Source organism: Caulobacter sp. GW821-FHT10C03, assembly GCF_059415485.1.
Map to the genome: position 1 here is coordinate 85,610 of NZ_JBWKNI010000005.1, position 22,641 is coordinate 108,250.

The following is a 22,641-nucleotide window of genomic DNA, read 5'->3' on the forward strand; positions in this document are numbered from 1 at the left end:
CGAGGGGAATGGCCAAACCTCGCCTTCCCAAGATCGCTTCTCCGAAGACCGCGCGCCCCAAGACCGCCTCCCACAAGGTCGCGGCCAAGGACCGTCCGCCCGCGGGCCTGCCCGACAAGGAGACGCTGCTGGCGTTCCTGCGCGACGCCGGCGAGGCCGCCAAGGCCGACATCGCCCGTCACTTCGGCCTGAAGGGCGCCGACCGCCGCGCCCTGCGCGAGATGATCCGCGAGATGGAGGCCCAGGGCCAACTGGGCAAGCGCGGCCGCCGCGGCTTCGCCGAGGCCGGCGCCCTGCCCCCGGTCGGCGTGGCCGACGTCATCGAACGCGACACCGACGGCGACCTGTTCGTCAAGCTGACCAAGGGCGACGAGGACGTTCCCCTGGTGCGCCTGGCCCCCGACCGCAACGAAGCCGCCGCCGGCGCGCCGGGCCTGGGCGACCGCCTGTTGGTGCGCTTCGAGAAGCTGGAGAGCGGCGAGTACGAGGCCCGCCTGATCAAGCGCCTGGGCCAGAGCGCCCACAAGGTGCTGGGCGTGATCCGCAAGGAGCGCCGCGAGATCCGCGTCCAGCCGGTCGATCGCAAGTCCAAGGACAGCTACGTCCTCGATCCCGGCCAGCCGGGCGTGACTGACCTGCGCGACGGCGACCTGGTGGTCGTGCAGCAGGCCGGCCACGCCGGTCGCTACGGCCCCAAGCCCTGCCGCGTGCTGGAGACGGTCGGCCACGAGGAAGACCCCCGCGCCGCCTCGCTGATCGCCATCCACAGCCACGGCATCCCCACCGGCTTCTCCGAAGAAGCCGAGCAGGAAGCCAAGGCCGCCAGGGAGCCGACGCTGGCGGGCCGCGAAGACCTGCGCGACCTGCCGTTCGTGACGATCGACCCGGTGGACGCCCGCGACCACGACGACGCCGTCTACGCCCATCCCGACGACGCCGAGAACAACAAGGGCGGCTGGATCGTCTGGGTCGCCATCGCCGACGTCGCCGCCTATGTGCGCCCGGGCTCGGCCCTGGACCGCGACGCCCGCGACAAGGGCAACAGCGTCTACTTCCCCGACCGGGTGGAGCCGATGCTGCCCGAGACCCTGTCGAACGGCCTGTGCTCGCTGCGTGAAGGCGAGAACCGCGCCACGCTGGCCGTGCGGATGGTGTTCGACAAGACCGGCCGCAAGACCAGCCACCGCTTCGTGCGCGGCCTGATGCGCTCGGCCGCCAAGCTGTCGTACGAGCAGGCCCAGGCCGCCATCGACGGCACGCCTCCGCCGGCCGGCCAGGACCCCGACAAGGCCCCGCCCCTGCTGGACGCGATCCTGACGCCGCTGTGGGAGGCCTTCCGCCTGATGGGCCGGGGCCGCGAGCAGCGCTCGCCCCTGGCCATCGAGAGCGACGAGCGCCGCATCGTCATCACCAAGGAAGGCGAGATCGCCTCGATCACCCGCCGCGCCAGCCTCGAGGCCCACAAGCTGATCGAGGAGATGATGATCCAGGCCAACGTCTCGGCCGCCGAGAGCCTGGAAGCAAAACGCTCGCCGCTGATCTACCGCGTGCACGACACGCCCAGCCTGGAGAAGCTGCAGAACCTCGCCGACTTCCTCCAGACCCTGGAGATCCGCTGGAACAAGGGCGAGGCCCCGCAGACCTCGCGCTTCAACAAGCTGCTGGAAGACACCCGCGAGAGCGCGCACGCGGCGATCATCAACGAGGTGGTGCTGCGCACCCAGATGCAGGCCCACTATTCCAGCGACAACATCGGCCACTTCGGCCTGAACCTGGCCAGGTACGCCCACTTCACCAGCCCGATCCGGCGCTATGCCGACCTGATCGTCCACCGCGGCCTGATCCGGGCCCTGGGGCTGGGCGACGACGGCCTCACCGACCAGGACATCGCCCGCATCAAGGACACGGCCGAGGTCATCACCCACGCCGAGCGCCGAGCCATGGCCGCCGAGCGCGACGCCACCGACCGCTACATCGCCTCGTTCCTGGCCGACCGGGTGGGCGCGACCTTCAGCGGCCGCATCACCGGCGTCACCCGCTTTGGCCTGTTCGTGAAGCTGGACGAGACCGGCGCCGACGGCCTGGTGCCGATCTCGAACCTTGGCGAGGAATACTTCGTCCACGACGAGCGCCTGCACTCGCTGGTCGGCGAGCGCACCGGCAAGCGCTGGCCGCTGGGCCTGTCGGTCGAGATCCGCCTGCGCGAGGCCACGCCCGTGACCGGCGGCCTGCTGTTCGAGATGCTCAGCGACCCGGTGCCCGCGGATCCGAACCTGCCGAGGCCCCGCCTGGGCGCACGGCGCCAAGCGGCGGTGAAGCCGCGCGGCGGCCTGCCCAAGGGCGTGCGACGCGGCAAGCGGCGCTAGCGTCCTTCTCCCCTTGCGGGAGAAGGTGTCGGCGAAGCCGACGGATGAGGGGTCGCACCCACGAAAAACGCCGCGACAGCTGATCGGCTGTCGCGGCGTTTTGCTTTTGAGAGACCCCTCACCCGACCTCGCTCCGCGAGGCCACCCTCTCCCGCAAGGGGAGAGGGATCAGTCCAGGGGCTTCTCGATCTCGTAGACCACGTCGTCGAGCTTCTGCAGCATCAGGGTCTGCGCATCCCGGACGCCCTGGTTGAAGAAGGCCGGCCCGAGCGTTTCGGACAGGAACTCCAGCAGGAAGCCCGCCTCCAGCCCGCTGACCGGCCGATCGAGCTCGTCGCGCATGTAGAGCGTCAGCTTGCGCAGGACAGCCTCGCGGACGTCCTTGTCGAGCTCGATCTTGGCCATGATCAGCCGATCGCGCCGAAGCACCAGGCCAGGACGGACTTCTGGGCGTGGATGCGGTTTTCCGCCTCGTCCCAGGCTAGCGAGCGCGGGCCGTCGAGGACGGCGTCGGTGACTTCCTCGCCGCGGTGGGCCGGCAGGCAGTGCAGGAAGACGCCGTCGTTGGACAGGTCCATCAGGGCGTCGTCGACCTGGTAGGGCTCCAGGGCCTTGAGGCGCTCGTCGTGGTCGGTGTCGCCCATCGAGACCCAGGTGTCGGCCACGACCACGTCGGAACCGCGCACGGCTTCCTTGGGGTCTTCCATCATCGTCACCTTGCCGTTCAGGCCGGCGGCGCGGGCCAGATCGTGCAGGTCGGCGTGATAGACGCTCGGGCAGGCGATCTTCAGCTCGAAGCCCAGCAGCGGCGCGGCGTGGATGAAGCTGGAGCAGACATTGTTGCCGTCGCCGACCCAGGCGATGGTCTTGCCGCCGATGTCGCCGCGATGCTCCTCGATGGTGAGGATGTCGGCCATGATCTGGCAGGGGTGGCTCTTGTCGGTCAGGCCGTTGATCACCGGCACGGTCGAGACCTGGGCGAAGCGCTCGACGTCGGCGTGGCTGTTGGCGCGGATCATCACCGCATCGACCATGCGCGAGAGCACCTTGGCGGTGTCCTCGATGGTCTCGCCGCGGCCCAGCTGCATGTCCGACGAGGTCGAGATGATCGCCGAACCGCCGAGCTGGCGCATGGCCGCGTCGAACGAGAAGCGGGTGCGGGTCGAGTTCTTCTGGAAGATCATCGACAGCACATGGTCCTTGGCCGGGGCGTCGGCGTCGACGCGGCCCTTGGGCCAGCCCTTGCGCGCGGTCTTGCGGGCCTTGGCGTCCTCCAGGATCAGGCGCAGCGTGGCGCCGTCGAGCTTCCAGAGGTCGATGAAGTGGCGGGGGGCGGTCATCTCAGGCCACCTTTCCGGAATGAGCTGAAGTGGACGCCTCCGCCGCTGGGACGGAGGCGTCGGGTCAGGGATGCGATCAGGCGGCCGCTTGAGCGCGGACGACCTCGCAGGTCTTTTCGAGCTTGGCCACGGCCTCCTGGGCCTCGGCCAGCGTCAGGTTCAGCGGCGGCAGCAGGCGCACGCAGTTGTCGCCGCCGCCGGCCACCAGCAGCTTCTGGTCGCGGGCCAGGGCCATGAACTCGCGGTTGTTCGAGGCCAGCTTGATGCCGATCAGCAGGCCCTTGCCGCGCACGTCGAGCACGACGTCCGGGAAGCGGTCCTTCAGGCCGTTCAGTTGCTGGGTGAAGTAGCCGGCGATGGTCTTCACGTTGTCGAGGATCTCGGGCGTGTTGATCGCATCGAAGGCCGCCGCACCGACCGCCATGGCCAGCGGGTTGCCGCCGTAGGTCGAGCCGTGAGTGCCGGGCGTCATGCCCTTGGCGCCCTCGGTCGAGGCCAGGCACGCGCCGACCGGGAAGCCGCCGCCCAGGGCCTTGGCCACGCACATTATGTCGGGCTCGGCGCCCTCGGCCCACTCGTGGGCGAAGAGCTTGCCGGTCCGGCCCATGCCGCTCTGCACCTCGTCGAAGATCAGCAGAACGCCGGCTTCGCGGGTGATCTCGCGCAGTTCGACCAGCTGGGCCTCGGTCAGCGACCGCGCCCCGCCCTCGCCCTGCACGGGCTCGATGATGACGCCGGCCGTGGTCGGGCCGATGGCGGCCTTCAGGGCTTCCAGGTCGCCGAACGGCAGCTGGATGAAGCCCGGCAGGCGCGGGCCGAAGCCGTCCAGATAGCCGGCGTTGCCCGAGGCGTTGACCGCCGCGTACGAGCGGCCGTGGAACGAGCCGTCGAAGCCGATGATGTCGATCCGCTCCGGATTGCCGGCCACGGCGTGATAGCGGCGGGCGGCCTTCAGGGCGCACTCGATCGCCTCGGTGCCCGAGTTGGTGAAGAACACCACGTCGGCGAAGGTGGCCGCGCACAGCTTGTCGGCCAGCACTTCCTGCTCGGGGATCGTGTAGATGTTGGAGACGTGCCAGAGCTTCTCGCCCTGGGTCTTCAGCGCCTCGACCAGGGTCGGGTGGGCGTGGCCCAGGCCGCAGGTGGCGATGCCCGCCACGCAGTCCAGGTACTCTTCGCCGGCCGTCGAGAACAGTCGCGCGCCTCGGCCTCGCTCGAACGCCAGCGGGGCGCGGCTGTAGACGCCCATGATGTGGTGTTGCGAGGGGTTCGACGACGTCGCAGTGCTCAAAGCGGCCTCCCAAAAGGCAAGAAGCCCCCGGGCTTTCGCGCGGGGACTGGAAGGCCCGACGTTGTCGGCGGGAAGTCCCGGTCTGTCAATGAAATGACCGTGAATTTTGGACGTCAGGGCGCCGGGGACACACCCTGGCGACGCGGGACCGCTACCTTGCCACCGCCAAGCGATCCGTCCTAAGCCTTGGACAGGGGGAGATGCTCGGAGGATCCGCGATGAAGGCCGCCCTGCCCCTGACCCTGACCCTGCTGGCTCTGACCGGCTGCGCCTCGACGACCGCCCCGCCCGCGCCCGCCGCCGTCACCGGAACCGTGGTCTGGCGCGAGCGGCTCATGCTGCCGCCAACGACCAGGGTGATCGTGCGCCTGCAGGACGTCAGCCTGGCCGACGCCCCCGCCAAGGTGCTGGCCGAGGACGTGATCGAGGGCGTCCGCGCCCCGCCGGCGGCCTTCAAGCTGGCCTATGACCCGGCGTCGATCGTTCCCAACCACCGCTATTCGGTGTCGGCCCGCGTGGAGGTGGACGGCCAGCTGCGCTTCATCAACGACACCCACATCGCCGTCATCAACGACGGCCCGACCAGCGGCGTGGAGGTGCTGGTCACGGGCGTGGGGCGGCCATAGCCACACCCCCACCTCCCGTCATTCCCGCCCTTGTGGCGGGAAACCCTGGTTCCGCTCGCACGTGAAGCGCAAGCGGCGTGCTGAGCACGCCGCCACTACCGCCCTTGCGGCTGACAGAGGGGTTCCCGCCACAAGGGCGGGAATGACGGGAAGAAAGAGCCGTTCAGCTCTTCAGGCGATACCCGCTGCGGAACAGCGCCCAGCACCACAGGAAGAGGCCGACGGTCAGCACGGCCGTGACCACCACGCCGATGGCGATGCTGCCGTCCGCGTGGCCGATGAAGCCGTAGCGGAAGCCGTCGATCAGGTAGAAGAACGGGTTGAAGTGGCTGGCCGTGCGGAACGGCTCGGGCAGCTTGTCGACCAGGTAGAAGGTGCCCGACAGGAAGGTCATCGGCATGATGGCGAAGTTGGTCACCGCCGCCAGCTGGTCGAACTTCTCGGCCCACAGGCCGGCCAGCACGCCGGCCAGGCCCAGGATCAGGGCCGCGCCGATGGCGAAATAGAAGATCGCCCACAGGTGCGAGATCTGCAGGCCCGCGCCCGGCAGCACGCCGATCACGGCCGCCGTCACCGCGCCGACCACGACGCCGCGCGTCGCCGCGCCCAGGCCGAAGGCGGCCACCTGCTCCAGCGGGGTCAGGGGCGGGGTGAGGAAATCGGAGGTCAGGCCCATCATCTTGGCCTGGATCAGCGACGAGGACGAGTTGGCGAAGGCGTTGTTGAGCACCGCCATCATGATCAGGCCCGGGGCCACGAAATGGCCGAAGGTCACGCCCTCGACCGCCGGGCGGCTGGCGCCGACCGCGACCACGAACACCAGCATGTAGAGCAGCGTGGTGACCACCGGGGCGGCCACGGTCTGCATGCCCACCTTCCAGAACCGGCGGATCTCGCGCTGGTAGAGGGTGAGGAACCCGCTCCAGTTCCAGCCGTGATAGTCGCGCGGCTGCGGCGGAACGACGCTGTCTGCCATGTCTCTCATTGGCTCGATCCTGGAAATTCCTTCGCCATGTGCGCCTGGGAAGGGTCGGGCGCAAGCGTCCCGCTTCGAGAATCAATATATTGTTTCTGTGGACAGAGTACCTGGCGCCTATTGTGCGTCTTAACGCATTCTTTACACTATGTGGTAGGTCAGCCGCCGGCGGGGCGTGCTGTACACCAGATGTAGGGTCATGGCGAGGTGGGGTTCTCGTCGTGGCGCCTTTTTTAGGCGGAGAAGGCCATGAGCTGGACTGACGAACGGGTCTCCACCCTCAAGAAGCTTTGGCTGGACGGGCTGTCCGCCAGCCAGATCGCCAAACAACTCGGCGGGGTCACCCGCAACGCCGTGATCGGCAAGGTCCATCGTCTGGGCCTGTCGGGTCGCGCCGCGCCCTCGCAACCGGCTCGCCCGGCCTTCAAGGCGCCGCGCCCGGCTCGTCCGGCCGCCACCGCCATGCCGGCCGCGCCGCGCCGCGTGGTCGCCGCCGAACCGGTCGCCCCGGCCCCGGCTCCGGTCGCGGCTCACCAGCAGCCTTCGGTTCCGGTCCTGCGCAACGAAGCCCCCGGCTCGGCCACCGTGCTGACCCTCGGCGCCCACATGTGCAAGTGGCCGATCGGCGACCCGTCGTCGGACGGCTTCACCTTCTGCGGCCGCCGCTCGTCGGAAGGCCCCTACTGCGTCGAGCACGCCCGGGTGGCCTACCAGCCGCAACAGACCAAGAAAAAGGGCGGCGCCACCGAGCTCGCCCGCTCGCTGCGCCGCTACATCTAGGCGGTTCCGGGGCCTGGCTCGCCAGGCTCTACCGAGGGATACGAACAAGAAGAGAAGCGTCGGCAAGGCGCTCTCGCCATGCAGCCCTCCCCGTTCCGCGGGGAGGGCTTTATGCTGCCCCCGATGACCGACCTCGCCCCCGATTCCAACGCGCCCGCCTATTCCGTCTCGGAACTGGCCTTCGCGCTGAAGCGCACGCTGGAAGACCGCTACGGCTTCGTGCGGCTGCGCGGCGAGCTCAGCAAGGTCACCCACCACTCCAACGGCCACGTCTACCTGACCATCAAGGACGACAAGGCCGCCATCGACGGCGTCGTCTGGAAGGGCAATGTGCGGGGCCTCGGCGTGAGGCCCGAGCATGGGCTCGAGGTCATCGTCACCGGCAAGATCACCACCTATCCGGCCGGCTCGCGCTATCAGATCGTCATCGACAGCATGGAGGCCGCCGGCGTCGGCGCCCTGCTCGCCCAGCTGGAGCGGCTGAAGGCCAAGCTGGCCGGCGAGGGCCTGTTCGCGGCCGAACGCAAAAAGCCCCTGCCCTCGATGCCGGCCGTGGTCGGGGTGATCACCAGCCCCACCGGCGCGGTGATCCGCGACATCCTGCACCGCATCCGCGACCGCTGGCCCTGCCGGGTCATCGTCTGGCCGGTGGTCGTGCAGGGCGACGCCGCCGCCGGCCAGGTGGCCGGCGCGATCCGGGGCTTCAACGCCCTTACGCCCGGCGGACCGGTCCCGCGTCCCGACATCCTGATCGTCGCCCGCGGCGGCGGCTCGGTGGAGGACCTCTGGGCCTTCAACGACGAGGCCCTGGCCCGCACGGTGGCCGAGGGAACGATCCCGCTGATCTCGGCCGTCGGCCACGAGACCGACACCACCCTGATCGACTTCGTCTCCGACCGCCGCGCGCCCACCCCGACGGCGGCCGCCGAGATGGCCACGCCCGTGCTGGCCGAGTTGCGGGGCCTGGTCTCCGACTACGACCGCCGCCTGTCGCGCTGCGCCGGCCGCGTGGTCGAGGAGCGCCGCACGCGGCTGCAAGCCGCCGCGCGCGGCCTGCCCCGCCCCAACGACCTGCTGGCCCTGGCCCAGCAGCGCTTCGACATCGCCGCCGGCCGGCTGGACGCGGCCCTGGCCCGCAACACCTCGGTCCACGCCCAGGACCTGCTGAAGGTCACCGCCCGCCTGTCGCCCGAAGCCCTGGCCCGCCAGCGCCAGGCCAAGGCCGAGCGCCTGTCCGACCTGTCGCGCCGCCTGGACCTGGCCGCCCGCCGCGCCCCCGAACGCGCCGCCCAGCACGCCCGCCTGCCGGCCCTGTGGGATCGCCTCAACGCCGTCGCCCGCCGCCGCCTCGACCGCGAGGCCGACCGCCTGGCGGGCCTGGACAAGCTGCGCCAGTCGCTGAACCCGGAACGGCCGCTGGAGCTGGGCTTTGCTCTGGTGCGCAAGATGGACGGGACCCTGGCCCGCTCGGCCGCGGATCTGGCCGCCGGCGAGCGTGTGAACCTGAAGTTCAAGCTGGGCGAACGCGACGCGGTGATCGACGGCGAAGGCTCGACGCCTCCCCCTCCCCCGCCCGCCTCCGTCGTGCAGGCGGCCCCCAAGCCGGCTCCGCGCCCGAAATCCGCGCCCCCGCCGTCACCCGGCCAGGGCGATCTGTTCTAGTCCCGCGCTTTGGCGTAGAAGAGTCCCATGAACGCTTACGATCGCGACATCGGCAAATCCGGCCTGGCCGTCCTGCACTATGGCGACGGCGACTTCGCCGTGCTCAGCCCCGGCCAGTACGTGGTCTGCGCCGTCACCGGCGCCAAGGTGCCGTTGGAGGCGCTGCGCTACTGGAGCCCCGAGCTGCAGGAGGCCTACGCCACGCCGAAAGAGGCGTTGAAGCGCTGGCAGGAGACCAAGGCCTGAACCGCCGGGGGCTTCTCGCCGTCCTGGTCGGCGCCGCCCTTCCCCTCGCCTACTCCGCCCGCGCCGCGGCCCCTGGCCTGACGCTGAATGGACGCCTGGAACAGGGCGGCTACGTCGTCGGCCGCACCGCGCCCCACGCCAACGTGCTGGTGGACGGCGTTCCCGTCGCCCAGAGCTCGGCCGACGGCTGGTTCGTGGTCGGTTTCGACCGCGACGCTCCGCCGACCGCCGAGATCGCAGTGCAGACGCCCGACGGCTCGGCGAGCCACCGCGTGGCGATCGCGCCCGGGACCTTCGACGTCCAACGCATCGACGGCCTGCCGCCGTCGCAGGTCACGCCCGACGATCCGGCCCTGCTGGCCCGCATTGCCGCCGAGGGCGCGCGCAAGGCGACGGGCTTCTCCAGCCGCGTCGACGGCGACTTCTTCCGCACCGGCTTCATCTGGCCGGTGAAGGCCACGCGCCGCTCCTCCAGCTTCGGCGGCCAGCGCATCCTCAACGGCGAGCCCAAGCGCCCCCACTACGGCGTCGACCTGGCCGCGCCGGTCGGCACGCCCGTGGTCGCCCCGGCGGCCGGCGTCGTCGCCTTCGCCGAGACCGGCCTGCACTTCGAGGGCGGGCTGATCCTGATCGACCACGGCCAGGGCCTGATCAGCGCCTATCTGCACCTTTCCCGCATCGACGTGACTCCCGGCCAGCGGGTGGCCCAGGGCGAGCGGATCGGCGCGGTCGGCAAGGAGGGCCGCGCCACGGGTCCGCACCTCTGCTGGCGCCTGAAGTGGCGTGACCGCAATCTCGACCCCAGTCTCTGGGTGGCTGACGCGGGAATGCGACAGTGAACGGTGCAAACTTCACCATTTGGGGACAGCCCCTATCGACAGCCCCCTGTGGTTATGGTTATCCCCAGCCCGCCCTAAAATTCGCGTATGAGGCGTAAACCCGCATGTCCGCGGTGCTAGACAAGCTCCGTTTCCTCCTGGTGGACGATAACCACCACATGCGGGCCATCGTCAGCACGATCCTGAAGGGCGTGGGCGTGCGCCACGTGCACGAGGCGATCGACGGGGCCGAGGGCCTGCAGATCCTCAAGGATCGGCAGATCGACATCGCCATCGTCGACTTCAAGATGTCGCCGCTGGACGGGGTGCAGTTCACCCAGTTGGTGCGCAACTCGCCCGACAGCACCGACCCGTTCCTGCCGATCATCATGCTGACCGGCTTCGCCGAACGGCACCGGGTGTTCGAGGCGCGCGACGCCGGCGTCACCGAGATCGTCGTCAAGCCGGTCACGGCCCGCTCGCTGCTCGACCGCATCGACATGGTGATCTTCAAGCCGCGGCCGTTCATCCGCAGCGCCGACTATTTCGGCCCCTGCCGCCGCCGCCGCCAGGATCCGCACTACGGCGGCCCGTTCCGCCGCGGCACCGACAAGGGCGCTATCGAGCTTTAGCTCCACCCTTCTCCCCGTCATTCCCGCCCTTGTGGCGGGAAACCCTGGTTCCGCTGATACGTGAGACGCAAGCGGCGTGCCCGGCACGCCGCCCCACCTGCCCTTGCGACCGACAAAGGGGTTCCCGCCACGAGGGCGGGAATGACGGGAGTGAGGAAAGACCTTTTCTCAGGCCTTTTCGGCCGCATCCCCCGCCAGCAGCGCCGCATAGACCTCGTTGGGCCAGCGACGGTGAACCCAGAACCACTCCTCGGGCCGCTCGCGGATGCGGTCTTCCATGAAGGCGTTGATCATCCGCACGCCGGCCTCGATGTCGGCCGTGCGGTCGCCGGTGCTGGGCGGGACGATCGGGTCGTGGACCACGGCCCGGAAGCGCGCGCCCTTGGTGCGCTGCACCGACATCGGCTGCAGCACGGTGCCAAAGCGGATCGCCAGGCGGGTCGGCCCCGGCGCGGTGCGCGAGTCGTGGCCGAAGAACGGGGCCGCGACGCCGCCGTTGAACTTCTGGTCGTTCATCAGCGCCACCGACTCGCCGCGCTTCATGGCGTCGAGCAGCTCGCGCGCGCCGTCGCCGCCCTTGGGGGCGAACAGCCGCACGCCGTAGCGGAACCGGCTCTTCTTGATGCGCTCGTCGATATAGGGGTTGTTGGCCGCCCGGTAGGTCATCTGGCAGGTGACCCCGGAATCGACGATGGCCGCCGGCATCACTTCCCAGTTCGACAGGTGGCCGGAGACGAACACCACCGGCTCGCTGTCCCGCGCGATCTGGGCCAGGCGCTCGGCGTTGACCACTTCCACCCGCCCCGTGGAGGGCAGCAGCTTGTCCATCAGCGGGAACTCGCCGAACGTCCGTCCCAGCCCGTCCCACTGCTTGCGCAGCATGCCGGCGCGCCAGGCGGCGTCCTTTTCCGGGAAGGCTAGGCGCAGGTTACGGTCGGCGACCTTGTGAGCCCCGCTCAGCGGACCGAAGGTGCGCCCGAACCAGCCGCCCAGGGCCGAGGCCGCGTCGACGCCCAGCATCCGGAACAGGCCCATGAACAGGTCGTAGCCGATGGCCTCGATACGCCAGTAGAAATCTTGGGTGCGGGAAGCGCGGACTTGGGACATCGCCCCTTACTAGAGCGGGACAGCGCGAAACGGAAGTCACCCCAAGGCAACACCTGACCTTAAGCCTTTGAAATCGTCTGATTTTATCACCCAGAAATCGCCGCAATCGCGGCCATGACTGACGTCTTTCGGTGCTTTCAGGCGACTCGGCCTCGCTTGGCGCGCGACTTGCGGCTGTCAGGGCAGACCGTTCCGTTTCGGGACGGGGGAAAAGCCATCGGGGGTCAAGGGTCCATCATGGGCAATGACATCGACACTCACCTGGGCAAGCGTCTCCGCCGCCGTCGCCGGCTGCTGGGCCTGACCCAACAACAACTGGCCGGCGCCGTGGGCGTTCGTTTCCAGCAGATCCAGAAGTACGAGTGCGGCGCCAACCGCATCTCGGCCGCGCGCTTGTGGCAGCTGTCCGAAGCCCTGGAAGTGCCGGTCGGCTACTTCTACGACGGGCTGTCGAACCTCGCCGCCCGCGAGGCCGCGCCGGCGCACAACGACTCCGAGGGCGGCGAGATGTTCGCCCGCAAGGAGACGATCGACCTGATCCGGGCCTATTACCTGCTCGGCGAGCGTCCGCGCCGCCGCCTGCTGGACCTGGCCAAGTCGCTGAACGGCGTCGAGCAGATCGAAGCCTGACCCACGCTTCAGTTGGGCGGTTCAGTGGAGTAGCGTCGCGGGCCAGGGCAGGCTAAAGCCCTGCCCATGACGCTCTCCGCCGATCGCATCGCCGCCCTCGACGCCTTCATCGTCGAGCTCAACAGCGCCTCCGCCGGAGCGATCCTGCCGCTGTTCCGGTCCGACCACGGGCTGGAGGACAAGGCGGCGGGCAAGAACCTGCCGCGCGAAAGCCACGCGGCGTTCGATCCGGTGACCGAGGCCGACCGCGGCGCGGAAGCGGCGATCCGCAAGCTGATTTCCGAGCGCTATCCCGAGCACGGGGTGATCGGCGAGGAATACGGCGAGGACCGTCCGGACGCCGAGTTCGTCTGGGTGCTGGACCCCGTCGACGGCACGCGCGCCTTCATCTCGGGCCTGCCCCTGTGGACCACCCTGATCGGCCTGCGCCATCAGGGCCGTCCCGTGCTGGGCTCGATCGGCCAGCCCTATCTCGACGAAATCTATGTCGGCTCGGCCGCCACCGGCTCGCGCCTGATCGCCCGCGGCGGCGAAAAGCCCCTGCGCGTGCGCCCTTGCGCCGTTCTGACCGACGCCATCATCGCCACCACCGATCCTGAAGCCTGCTTCGACGGCGCCGAGCTGGGCGCCTGGCGCCAGGTGCGCGCGGCCGCCAAGCTGGCCCGGCTGGGCTGCGACGCCTACGCCTACGCCATGGTCGCGGCCGGCACGATGGACATGGTCATCGAGGCGGGCCTGAAGAGCTGGGATGTCGAGGCCGCCATCCCCCTGATCGAAGGCGCCGGCGGCGTCGTCACCGACTGGCGCGGCGCCCCGATCGGCCAGCACGGCGGCCAGATGGCCATCGCCGGCGACCAGCGCGTGCTGGACGAGGCGCTGGTGGCGCTGAAAAGGTCGGCGAAATAACTCCTTCTCCCCTTGCGGGAGAAGGTGGCCTGCGAAGCAGGTCGGATGAGGGGTCGAAGATCGGCGCCGCTGCGAAGGCTGATCGACCGGGCGATGAGGACAGGTCTGAGAGACCCCTCATCCGTCGCCTGCGGCGACACCTTCTCCCGCAAGGGGAGAAGGATCAGATTTTCAGCCCATCCGGCAGCAGCCGCTCGCCGGCGGCGAAGCGCTCCACCGCCACCCACTCGACCCAGACGTCCTGGCTGTTCTCGTTGATCACGAAGCGGTCGCGTTCGATCGCCTTGGGGTCCGACGTCGTGATCTCGTAGACGAACATGATCTCGTGGCCGATGTGGCCCTCATGCTCGTAGAGGTTCTCGATCACCGTCGGCGGGCCGACGATCTCGATTGCAAAGCCGGTCTCCTCCAGGAACTCCCGCCGCAGGGTCTGTTCCGAGGTCTCGCCGAACTCGACGCCGCCGCCCAGCGGCCGCCAGCCCTTCACCGAGCCGTCGTCGTTGCGCACCTCGGCGACCAGCAGCCGGTCCTCGTGGCGCAGCAGGCCGATGGCGACAACCCGCACCGCCTGCTTAGGCCGCCACGTGCTCATCGCGGGGCGACCGGATCGACCGTCTCGTCGAACGCCGCCCAGAAGCGGGCGCGGCGGTCGTCAGTCTCGATCAGGATCTCGTGGAAGGCGTCCTCGATCTCGAGGTAGCGGCCCTTGGGGATGCGGGCGGCGATCGCCCTCTGGGCCGAGGTCAGCACCCGGGTGTCGATCCCCGCGCCGACGATGGTCACCGGGATCGTGATGGCCTCGATACCCGGCGCGCGGGCCAGCCAGTCGCAGGCGGAGAACGCAAAATCGGTCCAGCCCCAGGTGATGCCGCCGAGCGCGATGTCCGGATTGGCGCGGATCTGGGCCTGATGACGGGCGTAGCGGGCCGCGTCGTGGGTCAGGGCGTCCTGCGGGAAGACGTGCTTGAACGGATCGCCGACGTCGCCCAGCACATAGTCGCCCCGCAGCGGCGTGCGGGCCGCGAGCCAGGCCAGAGGCCGCGCCAGCCAGGCCGGCGTAGCGCCGCTGTTCAGGCCCAGCATCGGGGCCGACAGCACACAGGCGGAAAAGCGGGTCTCGCCATGCGCCAGAACGAGGCTGGTCAGACAGCCGCCCATCGAATGGCCCAGCGCGATCCAGGGCTTGGGCAGGCGCGCCTCGAAGGCGGCCAGCAGGGCCTGGTAGTCGCCGAGAAAGTCATGGAAGCCGGCCGCATGGCCCTTCAGCCGGTCGGGCAGCATGCGGTGCGAGAGCCCCTGCCCTCGCCAGTCGTGCGCCAGGACGACGAAGCCCCGGGCCAGGAGGTCGGAGACGACCTCGTAGTACTTCTCGATCGGTTCGCTGCGGCCAGGGCTGATGACCACCGATCCGCGCGCAGCGCCTTCAGGAGAAAATAGTGCGGCGCGGAGGGTCGCCCCGTCCGCGCCGCGAAACCATTCGGCCTGGCCGTGGTCGGGAACCGGCGCCTCGGGAATCGAGACCAGAGGCGCGGGCTCCCCCATCGGCTTAGCGCAGCTTGGAGAACAGCGCCGCCATCTTGGACTGCAGCGCCATCGCCGCGCCCATGTCCGACAGCTTCAGCTTGCCGGTCATGACGGCCATGGTCGGGTCGAGCGAACCGGCGCCGATGGCCAGGAAGTCTTCCTTCGACAGGGTCATGGTCAGGTCGGCCGGACCGTCGTCGTTGGTGACCGAACCGCCATCGATCAGGATGACGCCTTCGCCCTTCAGGTCGAACTTCAGGCTCTTGCCGAGGCCGCTGTCGTCGCCGACGGCGGTTTTTATCTTGTCGGTGATTTCCTGCAGAGTGGCCATGAAACGCGATCTCCCTCTTATTTGCGCGTTCAATAATGCGCGTGAGAACTTGGCGTGCACCCTGGCCGGGCGCGGCGCGCAAGTAAACACCGTTTAGACGCTCTCCACCCTATTTTTTGCTCTGGATGAAGCGCACCTGCGAAGGCGTCCCGGACAGGCGAATACGGGTCGCGCCCTTGAAGTCGGAAAGCCGGTAGATCGGGGCTTTGCCCGCCAGCGGCAGGGCCTGGGTCTTGCCGTCCGCGCCGACCACGACGCCGCCGGAAGCGCCCGGAAAGCTGAAGCCGGTCATCTTCGGCGCCAGCATGGCCATCGGCCCGGCCGCCTTGCCGATGACGCCGTTGGTGGACTCCAGAACCACCTTCAGCTCGCCGGCCTCGTACTCGGCCGCCGGCTTCAGCACCGGCTCGATGATCAGGGTCGAACCGAACTTGGCGTCGACCGGCGCGTCGAACTCGACCTTCGCCCCGCCCTGCAGCTGGGCCAGGGTCGGCAGGCGCTCGAAGCGGCCATCGGCGCTGATCGGCAGCGGCGTACGCGCCCCGCCCGCCTCCACCAGCATGGCCTTCAGCCCCTCGGCGGGCTTGCCGTCGCGGGTCAGACGGTAGGCCACGCGAGTGCGCGAACGCTCCTGGGCCGGCACCTTGAGGAAGTTCTCCAGGTAGCCGAACACCTTGTCGGCCGGGGCGACCTTGTTCCCCTGGGCCAGGGCGACCGATCCGGCCGCCAGGGTCAGGACGGCGGCGGCGGCGAGCGCGCGTCTGGCGATACGGCGGCTCATTTCGGCTTCACGAACTTGAGGGTCATGCGGTCGCTCTCCCCGATGGCGTCGTACTTGGCGTGGTCGAAGTCGGGCTCGGCCGGCTCGCCGCGCGGCGCCGACAGGCGGGTCGGCGGCAGGGTCCAGACGCCGAACGGATGGTCCTTGGTGTCTTTCGGATTGGCGTTGATCTCGCTGGATCCCGCCAGCTCGAACCCGGCCTCCTTGGCCAGCTGCTCGACATAGGCCTGCTGAACATAGCCGTCGGCGGCCAGCACGTCCTGCACGCGGCCCGGCTCGCCCCGGTGCTCCTCGACGCCCAGGATCCCGCCGGGCTTCAGCGCCGCCAGGGCGTCCTTGAAGGCCTTCTCGGCGATACCGCCGGCCATCCAGTTGTGCAGATTGCGCAGGAACAGCACGCGATCGACGCTGCCCGCCGGCGCGACGGGGCCGCTGCCCCGGCCGAAGGTGGTGATCTCGACCTTGCCGTAGAGCCTGGGCTTTTCCTCCAGCTTGCGGCGATAGGCGGCGACGATCTCGGCGGCGGCCGGATCGGCCGGATCGGCCTCGAGCACCGCCTCGTAGAGCTTGCCGCCGGTGGCCGCCAGGAACGGGGCCAGGATCTCGGTGTACCAGCCCGCGCCCGGCCAGAACTCGACGACGGTCTGGCCCGGGCGGACGTCCCAGAACTCCAGGCTCTGCACCGGATGACGCCAGGCGTCGCGGGCCTTGTCGGCGCTGGTCCGCCAGTCGCCGGCCACGGCGCCGGCCAGGGTGGTCGGACCGCCCTTGGGCTCGGCCTTGGCCGCGGGCGCCTTGGCCGGTTCGTCCTTCTTGCGGCCGCAGCCGACCAGGCCCGCCGCGCCGGCGGCGACCATCAGGCCGCGACGCGACCACGAATACGCCGGATCCATCAATCCCCCTCTACTCATGGATCCAGCCTAGGCCGTGACCTTGGCGAAAACACGCCCGCGAGCCACGGGCGCAGGGGCGAAATGGCGCCGGCCGATCACGCCGGCTTCCGGAAGCGCAGGGTCATGCGGTCGCTCTCGCCGATCGCGTCGTACTTGGCGCGGTCGAAGTTCGGATCGGCCGGCTGCCCCGAGGGGGCCGACTGACGCACCGGCGGCAGGGTCCAGACCCCGAACGGGTGATCCTTGGTGTCCTTGGGGTTGGCGTTGATCTCGGACTTGGCGTCCAGCTTGAAGCCGGCCCGTTCGGCCAGGGCCACCACCGTGGCGGTCGACAGATAGCCGTTTGCCCCGGCGCTCTTTTCGTCGGCCGGATCGGCGCGGTGCTCCTCGATCGCCAGGATCCCGCCCGGCTTCAGCACGGCGAAGAAGTCGGCGAACAGCTTGTCGGCGACGCCCGGCTGGATGGTCCAGTTGTGGACGTTGCGGGCGGTCAACACGAGATCGGCCGAGCCCGGCGCGCCCAGCGGCGCGGCCACCGGCCCGAAGTCGACGAACTTGACCTTGCCGTACTTGGCCTCGTCGGCGAACCGGGCCTCGAAGGCCGCGCGGCCCTTGCGGGCGCCGTCCGAGGTCTTGGGATTGGCCAGGTCGGCGACGCCGGCCACGTAGGTTCCCTTGGTGGCCTTGGCGTAGGGCGCGAGAATCTCGGTCCAGTAGCCGCCGCCGGGCGAGACCTCGATCACCGTCTGGCCGGGCTTCAGCCCCCAGAACGCCAGGCTCTCATAGGGATGGCGGGCCCCGTCGCGGGCGACGCTGGCGGGCGTGCGGTCGGGCGAGGCGACGGCGGTCTTCAGGGCCGCGTCGGCGGCCAGGGCGCCGGTGGCGGGCGCGAGCACCGCGAGGGCGGCGAGAATGAGCAAGTGGCGGCGGGCGGGCATGGCGTCTGTCTCCGTCGTCGGCCCGCGTTCCGGGCGCGCCGACCTTAGCCGCACGCGAACCGCGATCAAGCGATTCCGAAACTGAATGACCCACCCCTTGAAGTCGAAAATCGACCTCCCAACTATTCAACCGAAGGCGCTGGAAAACCGGGCCTTCCGGATCGCAGACGAGGCCGAGATCGGGTCGTCGAAGGTCCGAACACACATCGCAACCTTGCTTGAAGAGAAGGTTCTATATCTATGCGTACGATCGACCTGTCGCCCCTTTACCGTTCGCTCGTCGGCTTCGACCGCCTGGCCGCGCAACTCGACGCCGCCGCCAAGACCGAAGCCGCCTCCGGCTACCCGCCCTACAACATCGAGCGCACCGACGAGAATTCCTACCGCATCGAGATCGCCGTCGCCGGCTTCAAGCCGGAAGAACTGTCGATCGAGGCCAAGGAAGGCCTGCTGACCGTCTCGGGCCGCAAGGCGGCCAATGACGAAGCCAAGCGCTACCTGCATCGCGGCCTCGCCGAGCGCAATTTCGACCGCCGCTTCCAGCTGGCCGACTACGTGGTGGTGACCGACGCCGCCCTGGCCGACGGCCTGCTGACCATCTCGCTGAAGCGCGAACTGCCCGAAGCCCTCAAGGCCCGCACCATCCCGATCAACACCGGCGCCGACACCGCCAGCCTGATCGAGGGCGAACAGGCCGCCTGACGGCGTCCCGACCACTTTCTTTCTCTCTGTTCTAAGTCCCCTCCGACTTCGGGCGGCGCAGCGATGCGCCGCCCTTTTTCGTCTCTGCACCAGTTCTGCACGGCGATCGGGCGGGCCGTGCACGGCCTCGCCGCCGGGGCTGCAAGCCGCGCGGCTATCGGGAAGGCTCCGCTGATGGGGACCTCCGATGAAAGCCTTCCGCCCGCCGCCCGCCGCCGCGCCCTTCTGGATGAAGCCGGTGGCCGCCGCCCTGCTGGTGCTGGCGTCCGACCAGCTGTTCTGGGGCTATGCCGCCGGCGCGACCTTGGGCGGCTTCTGCCTGCTGGCGACCATCGCCGTCGTCCTCGTTCATCCCGCCGCGCGCCGCGCCTGGGGCGCGCTGCTGGCCGCGACGGTCTTCGGCGTCGTGATGATCGAGGCGCCCGGCCTGCTGGCCTTTGTCCTGTGGGCGGTCGCCATCGCCGTGGCGGTGCTGGCCGCCCGCGCGGGCCGGCATGAGGACGCCTGGCGCTGGCTGCAACGGCTGGCGGTCCTGCTGGTCCTGGGCCTCGTCGCCCCGTTCCGCGACTTCATGAAGGCCCGCAAGCGCGCGCCAGGATCGGGCGCGGCCCTGCGTCGCCTGCCCGTGCTGGTGCTGCCCATCGTCGGCGGCGCGGTGTTCCTGGCGCTCTTCACGATCGCCAATCCGGTGATCGCCCAGGCCGTGGCCCAGTGGCGCATCCCCCAGATCGACCTGCCCCGCATCGGCTTCGCCGTCATCGTGCTATTCGGGGTCTGGATGCTGCTGCGGCCCAGCTTCAAGCGTCCGCTCTGGGGCCTGCCGGCCGCCAAGCCCGGCGCCGCGCCCCTGCCCGGTCTCAGCGTCGCGTCGGTGGGCCTGTCGCTGGTGGTGTTCAACACGATCTTCGCCCTGCAGAACGGCCTGGACCTGGCCTTCCTGTGGTCGCGGGCGCCGCTGCCGCAGGGCGTGACCCTGGCCGAGTACGCCCATCGCGGCGCCTATCCGCTGATCGCCACCGCCCTGCTGGCCGGCCTCTTCGTGCTGGTCGCCCTGGCGCCCGGCTCGGCGACGGCGCGATCGACGTGGTTGCGACGGCTGGTGGTGCTGTGGGTGGCGCAGAACCTCTTCCTCGTCGCCTCGTCGATCCTGCGCACCCTGGACTATGTGGAGGTCTACGCCCTGACCCGCCTGCGGCTGGCGGCCCTGATCTGGATGGCGCTGGTGGGCCTTGGCCTGCTGCTGATCTGCTGGCGGATGCTGCGCGCCAAAAGCGCCGGCTGGCTGATCAACGCCAACCTCGCCGCCGCCGGCCTGGTGCTGGCCGCCTGCACGGTGGTGGACCTCGGCTCGGTCGCCGCCGCCTGGAACGTCCGCCACGCCCGCGAGTTGGGCGGCGACGGCGAGGCGCTGGACGTCTGCTACCTGGAGCGCCTGGGCCCCGCCTCGGTCGTGGCCCTCAGCCAGCTACGCGCGACCGCCCTGCCCCCGCTGCTGGCGGCCCGCGTGGCTTGGTCGCGCGAGACGGTGCTGAACGACCTGGAACCCCGCCAGGCCCAATGGCGCGGCTGGTCCTGGCGCGGTCAGCGGCGCCTGGACGAGGCCCTGCTGATCGCACCGCGCGACCGGACAATCCCGGTTCCGGCCGGCACGCTGGACTGCCGGGGCCAGCAGATCGGTCCCAGCGCGCCCGAAACGCCGCCCCAACCCTACAGCGAACCGTTGACCCCGGACGTCGCAAGCGGAACATCTGCGCCATGACTCAGCCGATCCTGATCGTCGACGACGAGCCCCACATCCGCGAGCTGCTGGCCTTCGCCCTGGGCAAGGCCGGCTACGCCACGGTCGAGGCCGCCGACGGCGAGGCCGCGCTGGAGGCGATCGCCGCCCACAAGCCGGCCCTGGTGGTGCTGGACATCAACATGCCGCGCCTCAACGGCCTGGACGTCTGCCGCCGCATCCGCGCCGAGGGCCAGCTGCCTGTGCTGCTGCTGTCGTCGCGCGACGACGAGATCGACCGGGTGCTGGGCATCGAGCTGGGCGCCGACGACTACGTGGTCAAGCCGTTCAGCCCGCGCGAGGTGACCGCCCGGGTCGCCGCCATTCTCCGGCGCGCCTCGGCCGCCGCCCCGCCGCCGGCCGAGGAGGCCAAGCTGGTCAGCCACGGCCGCCTCAGCCTTGAGGCCGACGCCTGGCGGGCGGCCTGGGGCGAGGCCGAGACGACCCTCACCGTCACCGAGTTCGGCATCCTCTGGACCCTGGCCAGCGCCCCGCGTCGCGTCTTCACTCGCGACGCCATCATCGACAAGCTGCGCGGGCCGGGCTTCGCCCTGACCGACCGCACCATCGACAGCCACGTGCGCAACCTGCGCGCCAAGTTCGCCAGGCTGGGCGGGGTCGACGTGGTCGAGACCCGTCCCGGCGTCGGCTATCGCCTGGGGGCCTGCCAGGGCCAGGACGCGCAGGCGTGATCGCCGCGCTGTCGGCCTTCAAGGACGCGGTCAAGCGCCGCTGGCCGGCCCTGCGCCTGCGCTCGATCCTGCTGGCGGTGCTGCTGTTCGCCGCCGCCATGCCGGCCCTGGGCGGAATCTTCCTGCGCAGCTACGAGAACACCCTGGTCCGCCAGACCGAGGCCGAACTGAACGCCCAGGGCGCGGCCCTGGCGGCGACGGCGGCGGTGCTGTGGCCTGACGCGCCGCCCGCCTCGGCCCTGCCCGAACCGGATCCGGAAGACCCCGCCTACTACCGCCCTGAAAAGCCCAGCATCGACCTGTCGGCCGCCCGCATCCTGCCCGAGCGGCCGACGCCGGAACACACCGGCGCGCCCGAACCGGAAGCCGTGGACGCCGCCGCGCGCCTCGACCACATCTTCGCCGACACCACCCGCAGCACCCTGGCCGCCATCGTCCTGACCGACGCCCACGGCCGCGTCGTGCGCGGCCTGGGGACCGGCGGCGATCTCTCGGCCCTGCCCGAGGTGCGCGACGCCCTATCCGGCCGGTCGGAGACCGTGCTGCGGCGGATCGGCCAGTACCGTCCGCGCTATGTCTGGGAATGGCTGAGCCGGGCCTCGGCCGTGCGCCTGCACCACGCCCGGCCGGTGATCGTCGGCGGCCGCACCGTCGGCGTGCTGCTGCTGTCGCGCTCGCCGCGCGGCCTGTTCAAGGGCCTGCACGAGGATCGCGGCAAGCTGCTGATCGGCGCGGGGGTCATCGTGCTGGTGCTGTTCGGCCTGGCCGGCCTGGTCTCGCGCGGGGTCACCCGGCCGATCGAGCAGCTCAGCGCCGCCACCCGCGCCATGGCCCAGGGCCGCGGCGAGCCGCCCGAGACCCCGACCACCGCCGCCGTCGAGATCCAGGCGCTCTATGACGACTTCCGGGCCATGGCCGCGGCGATCGACAAACGCTCGCGCTACCTGCGCGACTTCGCCGCCGCCCTCAGCCACGAGTTCAAGACGCCCCTGGCCGGGGTGCGCGGCGCCATCGAGCTTCTGCAGGACCACTATCCGACCATGAGCCAGGCCGAGCGCGAGCGCTTCCTGGCCAACATCGCCGCCGACAACGCCCGGCTCTCGGCCCTGGTCGGACGGCTGCTGGAGCTGGCCCGCGCCGACATGGCCACGCCCGAGGCCGGCGTCGTCGCCGCACCCGCCGCCGCCGCCCGCTCGGTGGCCGCCGCCCTGTCCGGCCCCGACCTCGCCGTCGCGCTGGACCTGCCGGCCGACCTGCCGCCGGTCGCAGCGCCCCTGGCGGTGATCGAGACGGTGCTGACCGTGCTGGTCGAGAACAGCCGCCAGGCCGGCGCCAGGCAGGTGACGATCGGCGGACGCCAGGACGGCGCCGAGGTCGTGCTCGAGGTCGCCGACGATGGTCCGGGCGTCGCCCCCGCCGACGCCGGCCGCCTGTTCGAGCCGTTCTTCACGACGCGCCGCACGCAGGGCGGCACGGGCCTTGGCCTCTCCATCGCCCGCTCCCTGGCCCGCGCCCACGGCGGCGAGGCGGCCTATCTGGCCGACGACGCGGGCGCGCGGTTTTCGCTGTCGCTGCCGACGGCCTGATCCCTTCCTGACGCCCTTTTGGGCGTCTGCACGGAAT

The 22,641-nt window shown here is 70.3% G+C and carries 24 protein-coding genes and 1 pseudogene; 13 read left to right on the forward strand and 12 right to left on the reverse strand.

All coding sequences use genetic code 11. The features are described 5' to 3' along the window. Positions 1–8: 8 nt before the first annotated feature. Positions 9–2,366 (forward strand): ribonuclease R, encoded by a 2,358-nt coding sequence (gene rnr, locus AC07NG_RS08020; protein WP_494593173.1) that lies wholly within the window; start codon positions 9–11, stop codon positions 2,364–2,366. A 168-nt stretch (positions 2,367–2,534) separates the two neighbouring features. Here the strand turns inward: rnr and AC07NG_RS08025 are convergent, their stop codons facing one another. The 3 genes from AC07NG_RS08025 to AC07NG_RS08035 all read right to left on the reverse strand — a co-directional run bounded on the left by AC07NG_RS08025 (position 2,535) and on the right by AC07NG_RS08035 (position 4,997). Then, positions 2,535–2,771 carry a DUF2164 domain-containing protein gene (locus tag AC07NG_RS08025; protein WP_487292452.1) on the reverse strand — a complete coding sequence of 79 codons (237 nt, stop codon included), beginning with the start codon at positions 2,769–2,771 and terminating at the stop codon, positions 2,535–2,537. A gap of 2 nt (positions 2,772–2,773) precedes the next feature. Next, positions 2,774–3,706, reverse strand: a complete 933-nt coding sequence (gene argF / locus AC07NG_RS08030; RefSeq protein WP_487292453.1) for an ornithine carbamoyltransferase — start codon at positions 3,704–3,706, stop codon at positions 2,774–2,776. Between the two features lie 76 nt (positions 3,707–3,782). After that, a complete protein-coding gene (locus AC07NG_RS08035) occupies positions 3,783–4,997 on the reverse strand; it encodes an aspartate aminotransferase family protein (protein WP_492854672.1) in 1,215 nt (404 codons plus the stop codon). 200 nt (positions 4,998–5,197) lie between these two features. Between AC07NG_RS08035 and AC07NG_RS08040 the strand changes: the two genes are divergently transcribed. Next, on the forward strand, positions 5,198–5,623 hold the full coding sequence (locus AC07NG_RS08040) for a YbaY family lipoprotein (protein WP_494593178.1): 426 nt from the start codon (positions 5,198–5,200) through the stop codon (positions 5,621–5,623). A 163-nt stretch (positions 5,624–5,786) separates the two neighbouring features. On the opposite strand, the gene AC07NG_RS08045 is transcribed toward AC07NG_RS08040, so the two are convergent. Further along, a complete protein-coding gene (locus AC07NG_RS08045) occupies positions 5,787–6,608 on the reverse strand; it encodes an ABC transporter permease (protein ID WP_492854675.1) in 822 nt (273 codons plus the stop codon). 240 nt (positions 6,609–6,848) lie between these two features. On the opposite strand from AC07NG_RS08045, the gene gcrA reads away from it, so the two are divergent. From gcrA to AC07NG_RS08070, 5 genes are all read left to right on the forward strand, one after another. Continuing rightward, entirely contained in the window at positions 6,849–7,379 is a 531-nt protein-coding gene (gene gcrA / locus AC07NG_RS08050) for a cell cycle sigma 70 cofactor GcrA (RefSeq protein ID WP_492854676.1), read from the forward strand. A gap of 123 nt (positions 7,380–7,502) precedes the next feature. After that, a complete protein-coding gene (gene xseA, locus AC07NG_RS08055; protein ID WP_494593498.1) occupies positions 7,503–9,041 on the forward strand; it encodes an exodeoxyribonuclease VII large subunit in 1,539 nt (512 codons plus the stop codon). A gap of 27 nt (positions 9,042–9,068) precedes the next feature. Then, entirely contained in the window at positions 9,069–9,287 is a 219-nt protein-coding gene (locus AC07NG_RS08060) for a DUF2093 domain-containing protein (protein ID WP_110119052.1), read from the forward strand. Positions 9,288–9,436: 149 nt separating this feature from the next. Continuing rightward, positions 9,437–10,126, forward strand: a complete 690-nt coding sequence (locus AC07NG_RS08065) for a M23 family metallopeptidase (RefSeq protein WP_494593181.1) — start codon at positions 9,437–9,439, stop codon at positions 10,124–10,126. A 104-nt stretch (positions 10,127–10,230) separates the two neighbouring features. Continuing rightward, entirely contained in the window at positions 10,231–10,737 is a 507-nt protein-coding gene (locus AC07NG_RS08070; protein WP_110119050.1) for a response regulator, read from the forward strand. 168 nt (positions 10,738–10,905) lie between these two features. Here AC07NG_RS08070 and AC07NG_RS08075 read toward each other — a convergent pair whose 3' ends face one another. Next, complete coding sequence (locus AC07NG_RS08075) at positions 10,906–11,844, reverse strand: lysophospholipid acyltransferase family protein (RefSeq protein ID WP_494593184.1); 939 nt, start codon at positions 11,842–11,844, stop codon at positions 10,906–10,908. Positions 11,845–12,081: 237 nt separating this feature from the next. Here AC07NG_RS08075 and AC07NG_RS08080 point away from each other — a divergent pair, with 237 nt between their 5' ends. Together AC07NG_RS08080 and hisN are read left to right on the forward strand one after the other, a co-directional pair. Then, the gene (locus tag AC07NG_RS08080; RefSeq protein ID WP_110119048.1) at positions 12,082–12,474 is read left to right on the forward strand and encodes a helix-turn-helix domain-containing protein; all 393 of its coding nucleotides are present in this window, start codon (positions 12,082–12,084) and stop codon (positions 12,472–12,474) included. A 66-nt stretch (positions 12,475–12,540) separates the two neighbouring features. After that, positions 12,541–13,380, forward strand: coding sequence for a histidinol-phosphatase (gene hisN / locus AC07NG_RS08085; RefSeq protein WP_487292460.1), 840 nt, complete (start codon positions 12,541–12,543; stop codon positions 13,378–13,380). Here the strand turns inward: hisN and AC07NG_RS08090 are convergent. From AC07NG_RS08090 to AC07NG_RS08120, 7 genes and pseudogenes are all read right to left on the reverse strand, one after another. After that, positions 13,379–13,547 (reverse strand): annotated as a pseudogene (locus AC07NG_RS08090) (hypothetical protein); the annotation flags it as partial. The gene hisN and the pseudogene AC07NG_RS08090 overlap by 2 nt on opposite strands. Next, positions 13,544–13,945, reverse strand: coding sequence for an NUDIX hydrolase (locus tag AC07NG_RS08095; RefSeq protein WP_494593188.1), 402 nt, complete (start codon positions 13,943–13,945; stop codon positions 13,544–13,546). The pseudogene AC07NG_RS08090 and the gene AC07NG_RS08095, both read right to left, overlap by 4 nt. A 23-nt stretch (positions 13,946–13,968) precedes the next feature. Beyond that, entirely contained in the window at positions 13,969–14,922 is a 954-nt protein-coding gene (locus AC07NG_RS08100) for an alpha/beta fold hydrolase (protein ID WP_494593190.1), read from the reverse strand. A gap of 4 nt (positions 14,923–14,926) precedes the next feature. Beyond that, positions 14,927–15,235 (reverse strand): SCP2 sterol-binding domain-containing protein, encoded by a 309-nt coding sequence (locus tag AC07NG_RS08105; protein WP_110119043.1) that lies wholly within the window; start codon positions 15,233–15,235, stop codon positions 14,927–14,929. Between the two features lie 109 nt (positions 15,236–15,344). Further along, entirely contained in the window at positions 15,345–16,016 is a 672-nt protein-coding gene (locus tag AC07NG_RS08110; RefSeq protein ID WP_494593194.1) for a hypothetical protein, read from the reverse strand. Then, positions 16,013–16,909, reverse strand: a complete 897-nt coding sequence (locus AC07NG_RS08115) for a class I SAM-dependent methyltransferase (protein ID WP_494593199.1) — start codon at positions 16,907–16,909, stop codon at positions 16,013–16,015. The genes AC07NG_RS08110 and AC07NG_RS08115 overlap by 4 nt, the downstream gene beginning before the upstream one ends. 95 nt (positions 16,910–17,004) lie before the next feature. Then, positions 17,005–17,847, reverse strand: a complete 843-nt coding sequence (locus AC07NG_RS08120) for a class I SAM-dependent methyltransferase (protein WP_494593202.1) — start codon at positions 17,845–17,847, stop codon at positions 17,005–17,007. A 240-nt stretch (positions 17,848–18,087) separates the two neighbouring features. Here AC07NG_RS08120 and AC07NG_RS08125 point away from each other — a divergent pair, with 240 nt between their 5' ends. The 4 genes from AC07NG_RS08125 to AC07NG_RS08140 all read left to right on the forward strand — a co-directional run bounded on the left by AC07NG_RS08125 (position 18,088) and on the right by AC07NG_RS08140 (position 22,604). Next, the gene (locus AC07NG_RS08125) at positions 18,088–18,549 is read left to right on the forward strand and encodes an Hsp20 family protein (RefSeq protein WP_110119039.1); all 462 of its coding nucleotides are present in this window, start codon (positions 18,088–18,090) and stop codon (positions 18,547–18,549) included. A 187-nt stretch (positions 18,550–18,736) separates the two neighbouring features. Further along, positions 18,737–20,308, forward strand: a complete 1,572-nt coding sequence (locus AC07NG_RS08130) for a DUF4153 domain-containing protein (protein ID WP_494593204.1) — start codon at positions 18,737–18,739, stop codon at positions 20,306–20,308. Further along, positions 20,305–21,018, forward strand: a complete 714-nt coding sequence (locus tag AC07NG_RS08135) for a response regulator transcription factor (RefSeq protein WP_494593206.1) — start codon at positions 20,305–20,307, stop codon at positions 21,016–21,018. The genes AC07NG_RS08130 and AC07NG_RS08135 overlap by 4 nt, the downstream gene beginning before the upstream one ends. Next, a complete protein-coding gene (locus tag AC07NG_RS08140; RefSeq protein WP_494593208.1) occupies positions 21,015–22,604 on the forward strand; it encodes a sensor histidine kinase in 1,590 nt (529 codons plus the stop codon). The genes AC07NG_RS08135 and AC07NG_RS08140 overlap by 4 nt, the downstream gene beginning before the upstream one ends. The last annotated feature ends 37 nt before the right edge of the window (positions 22,605–22,641 follow it).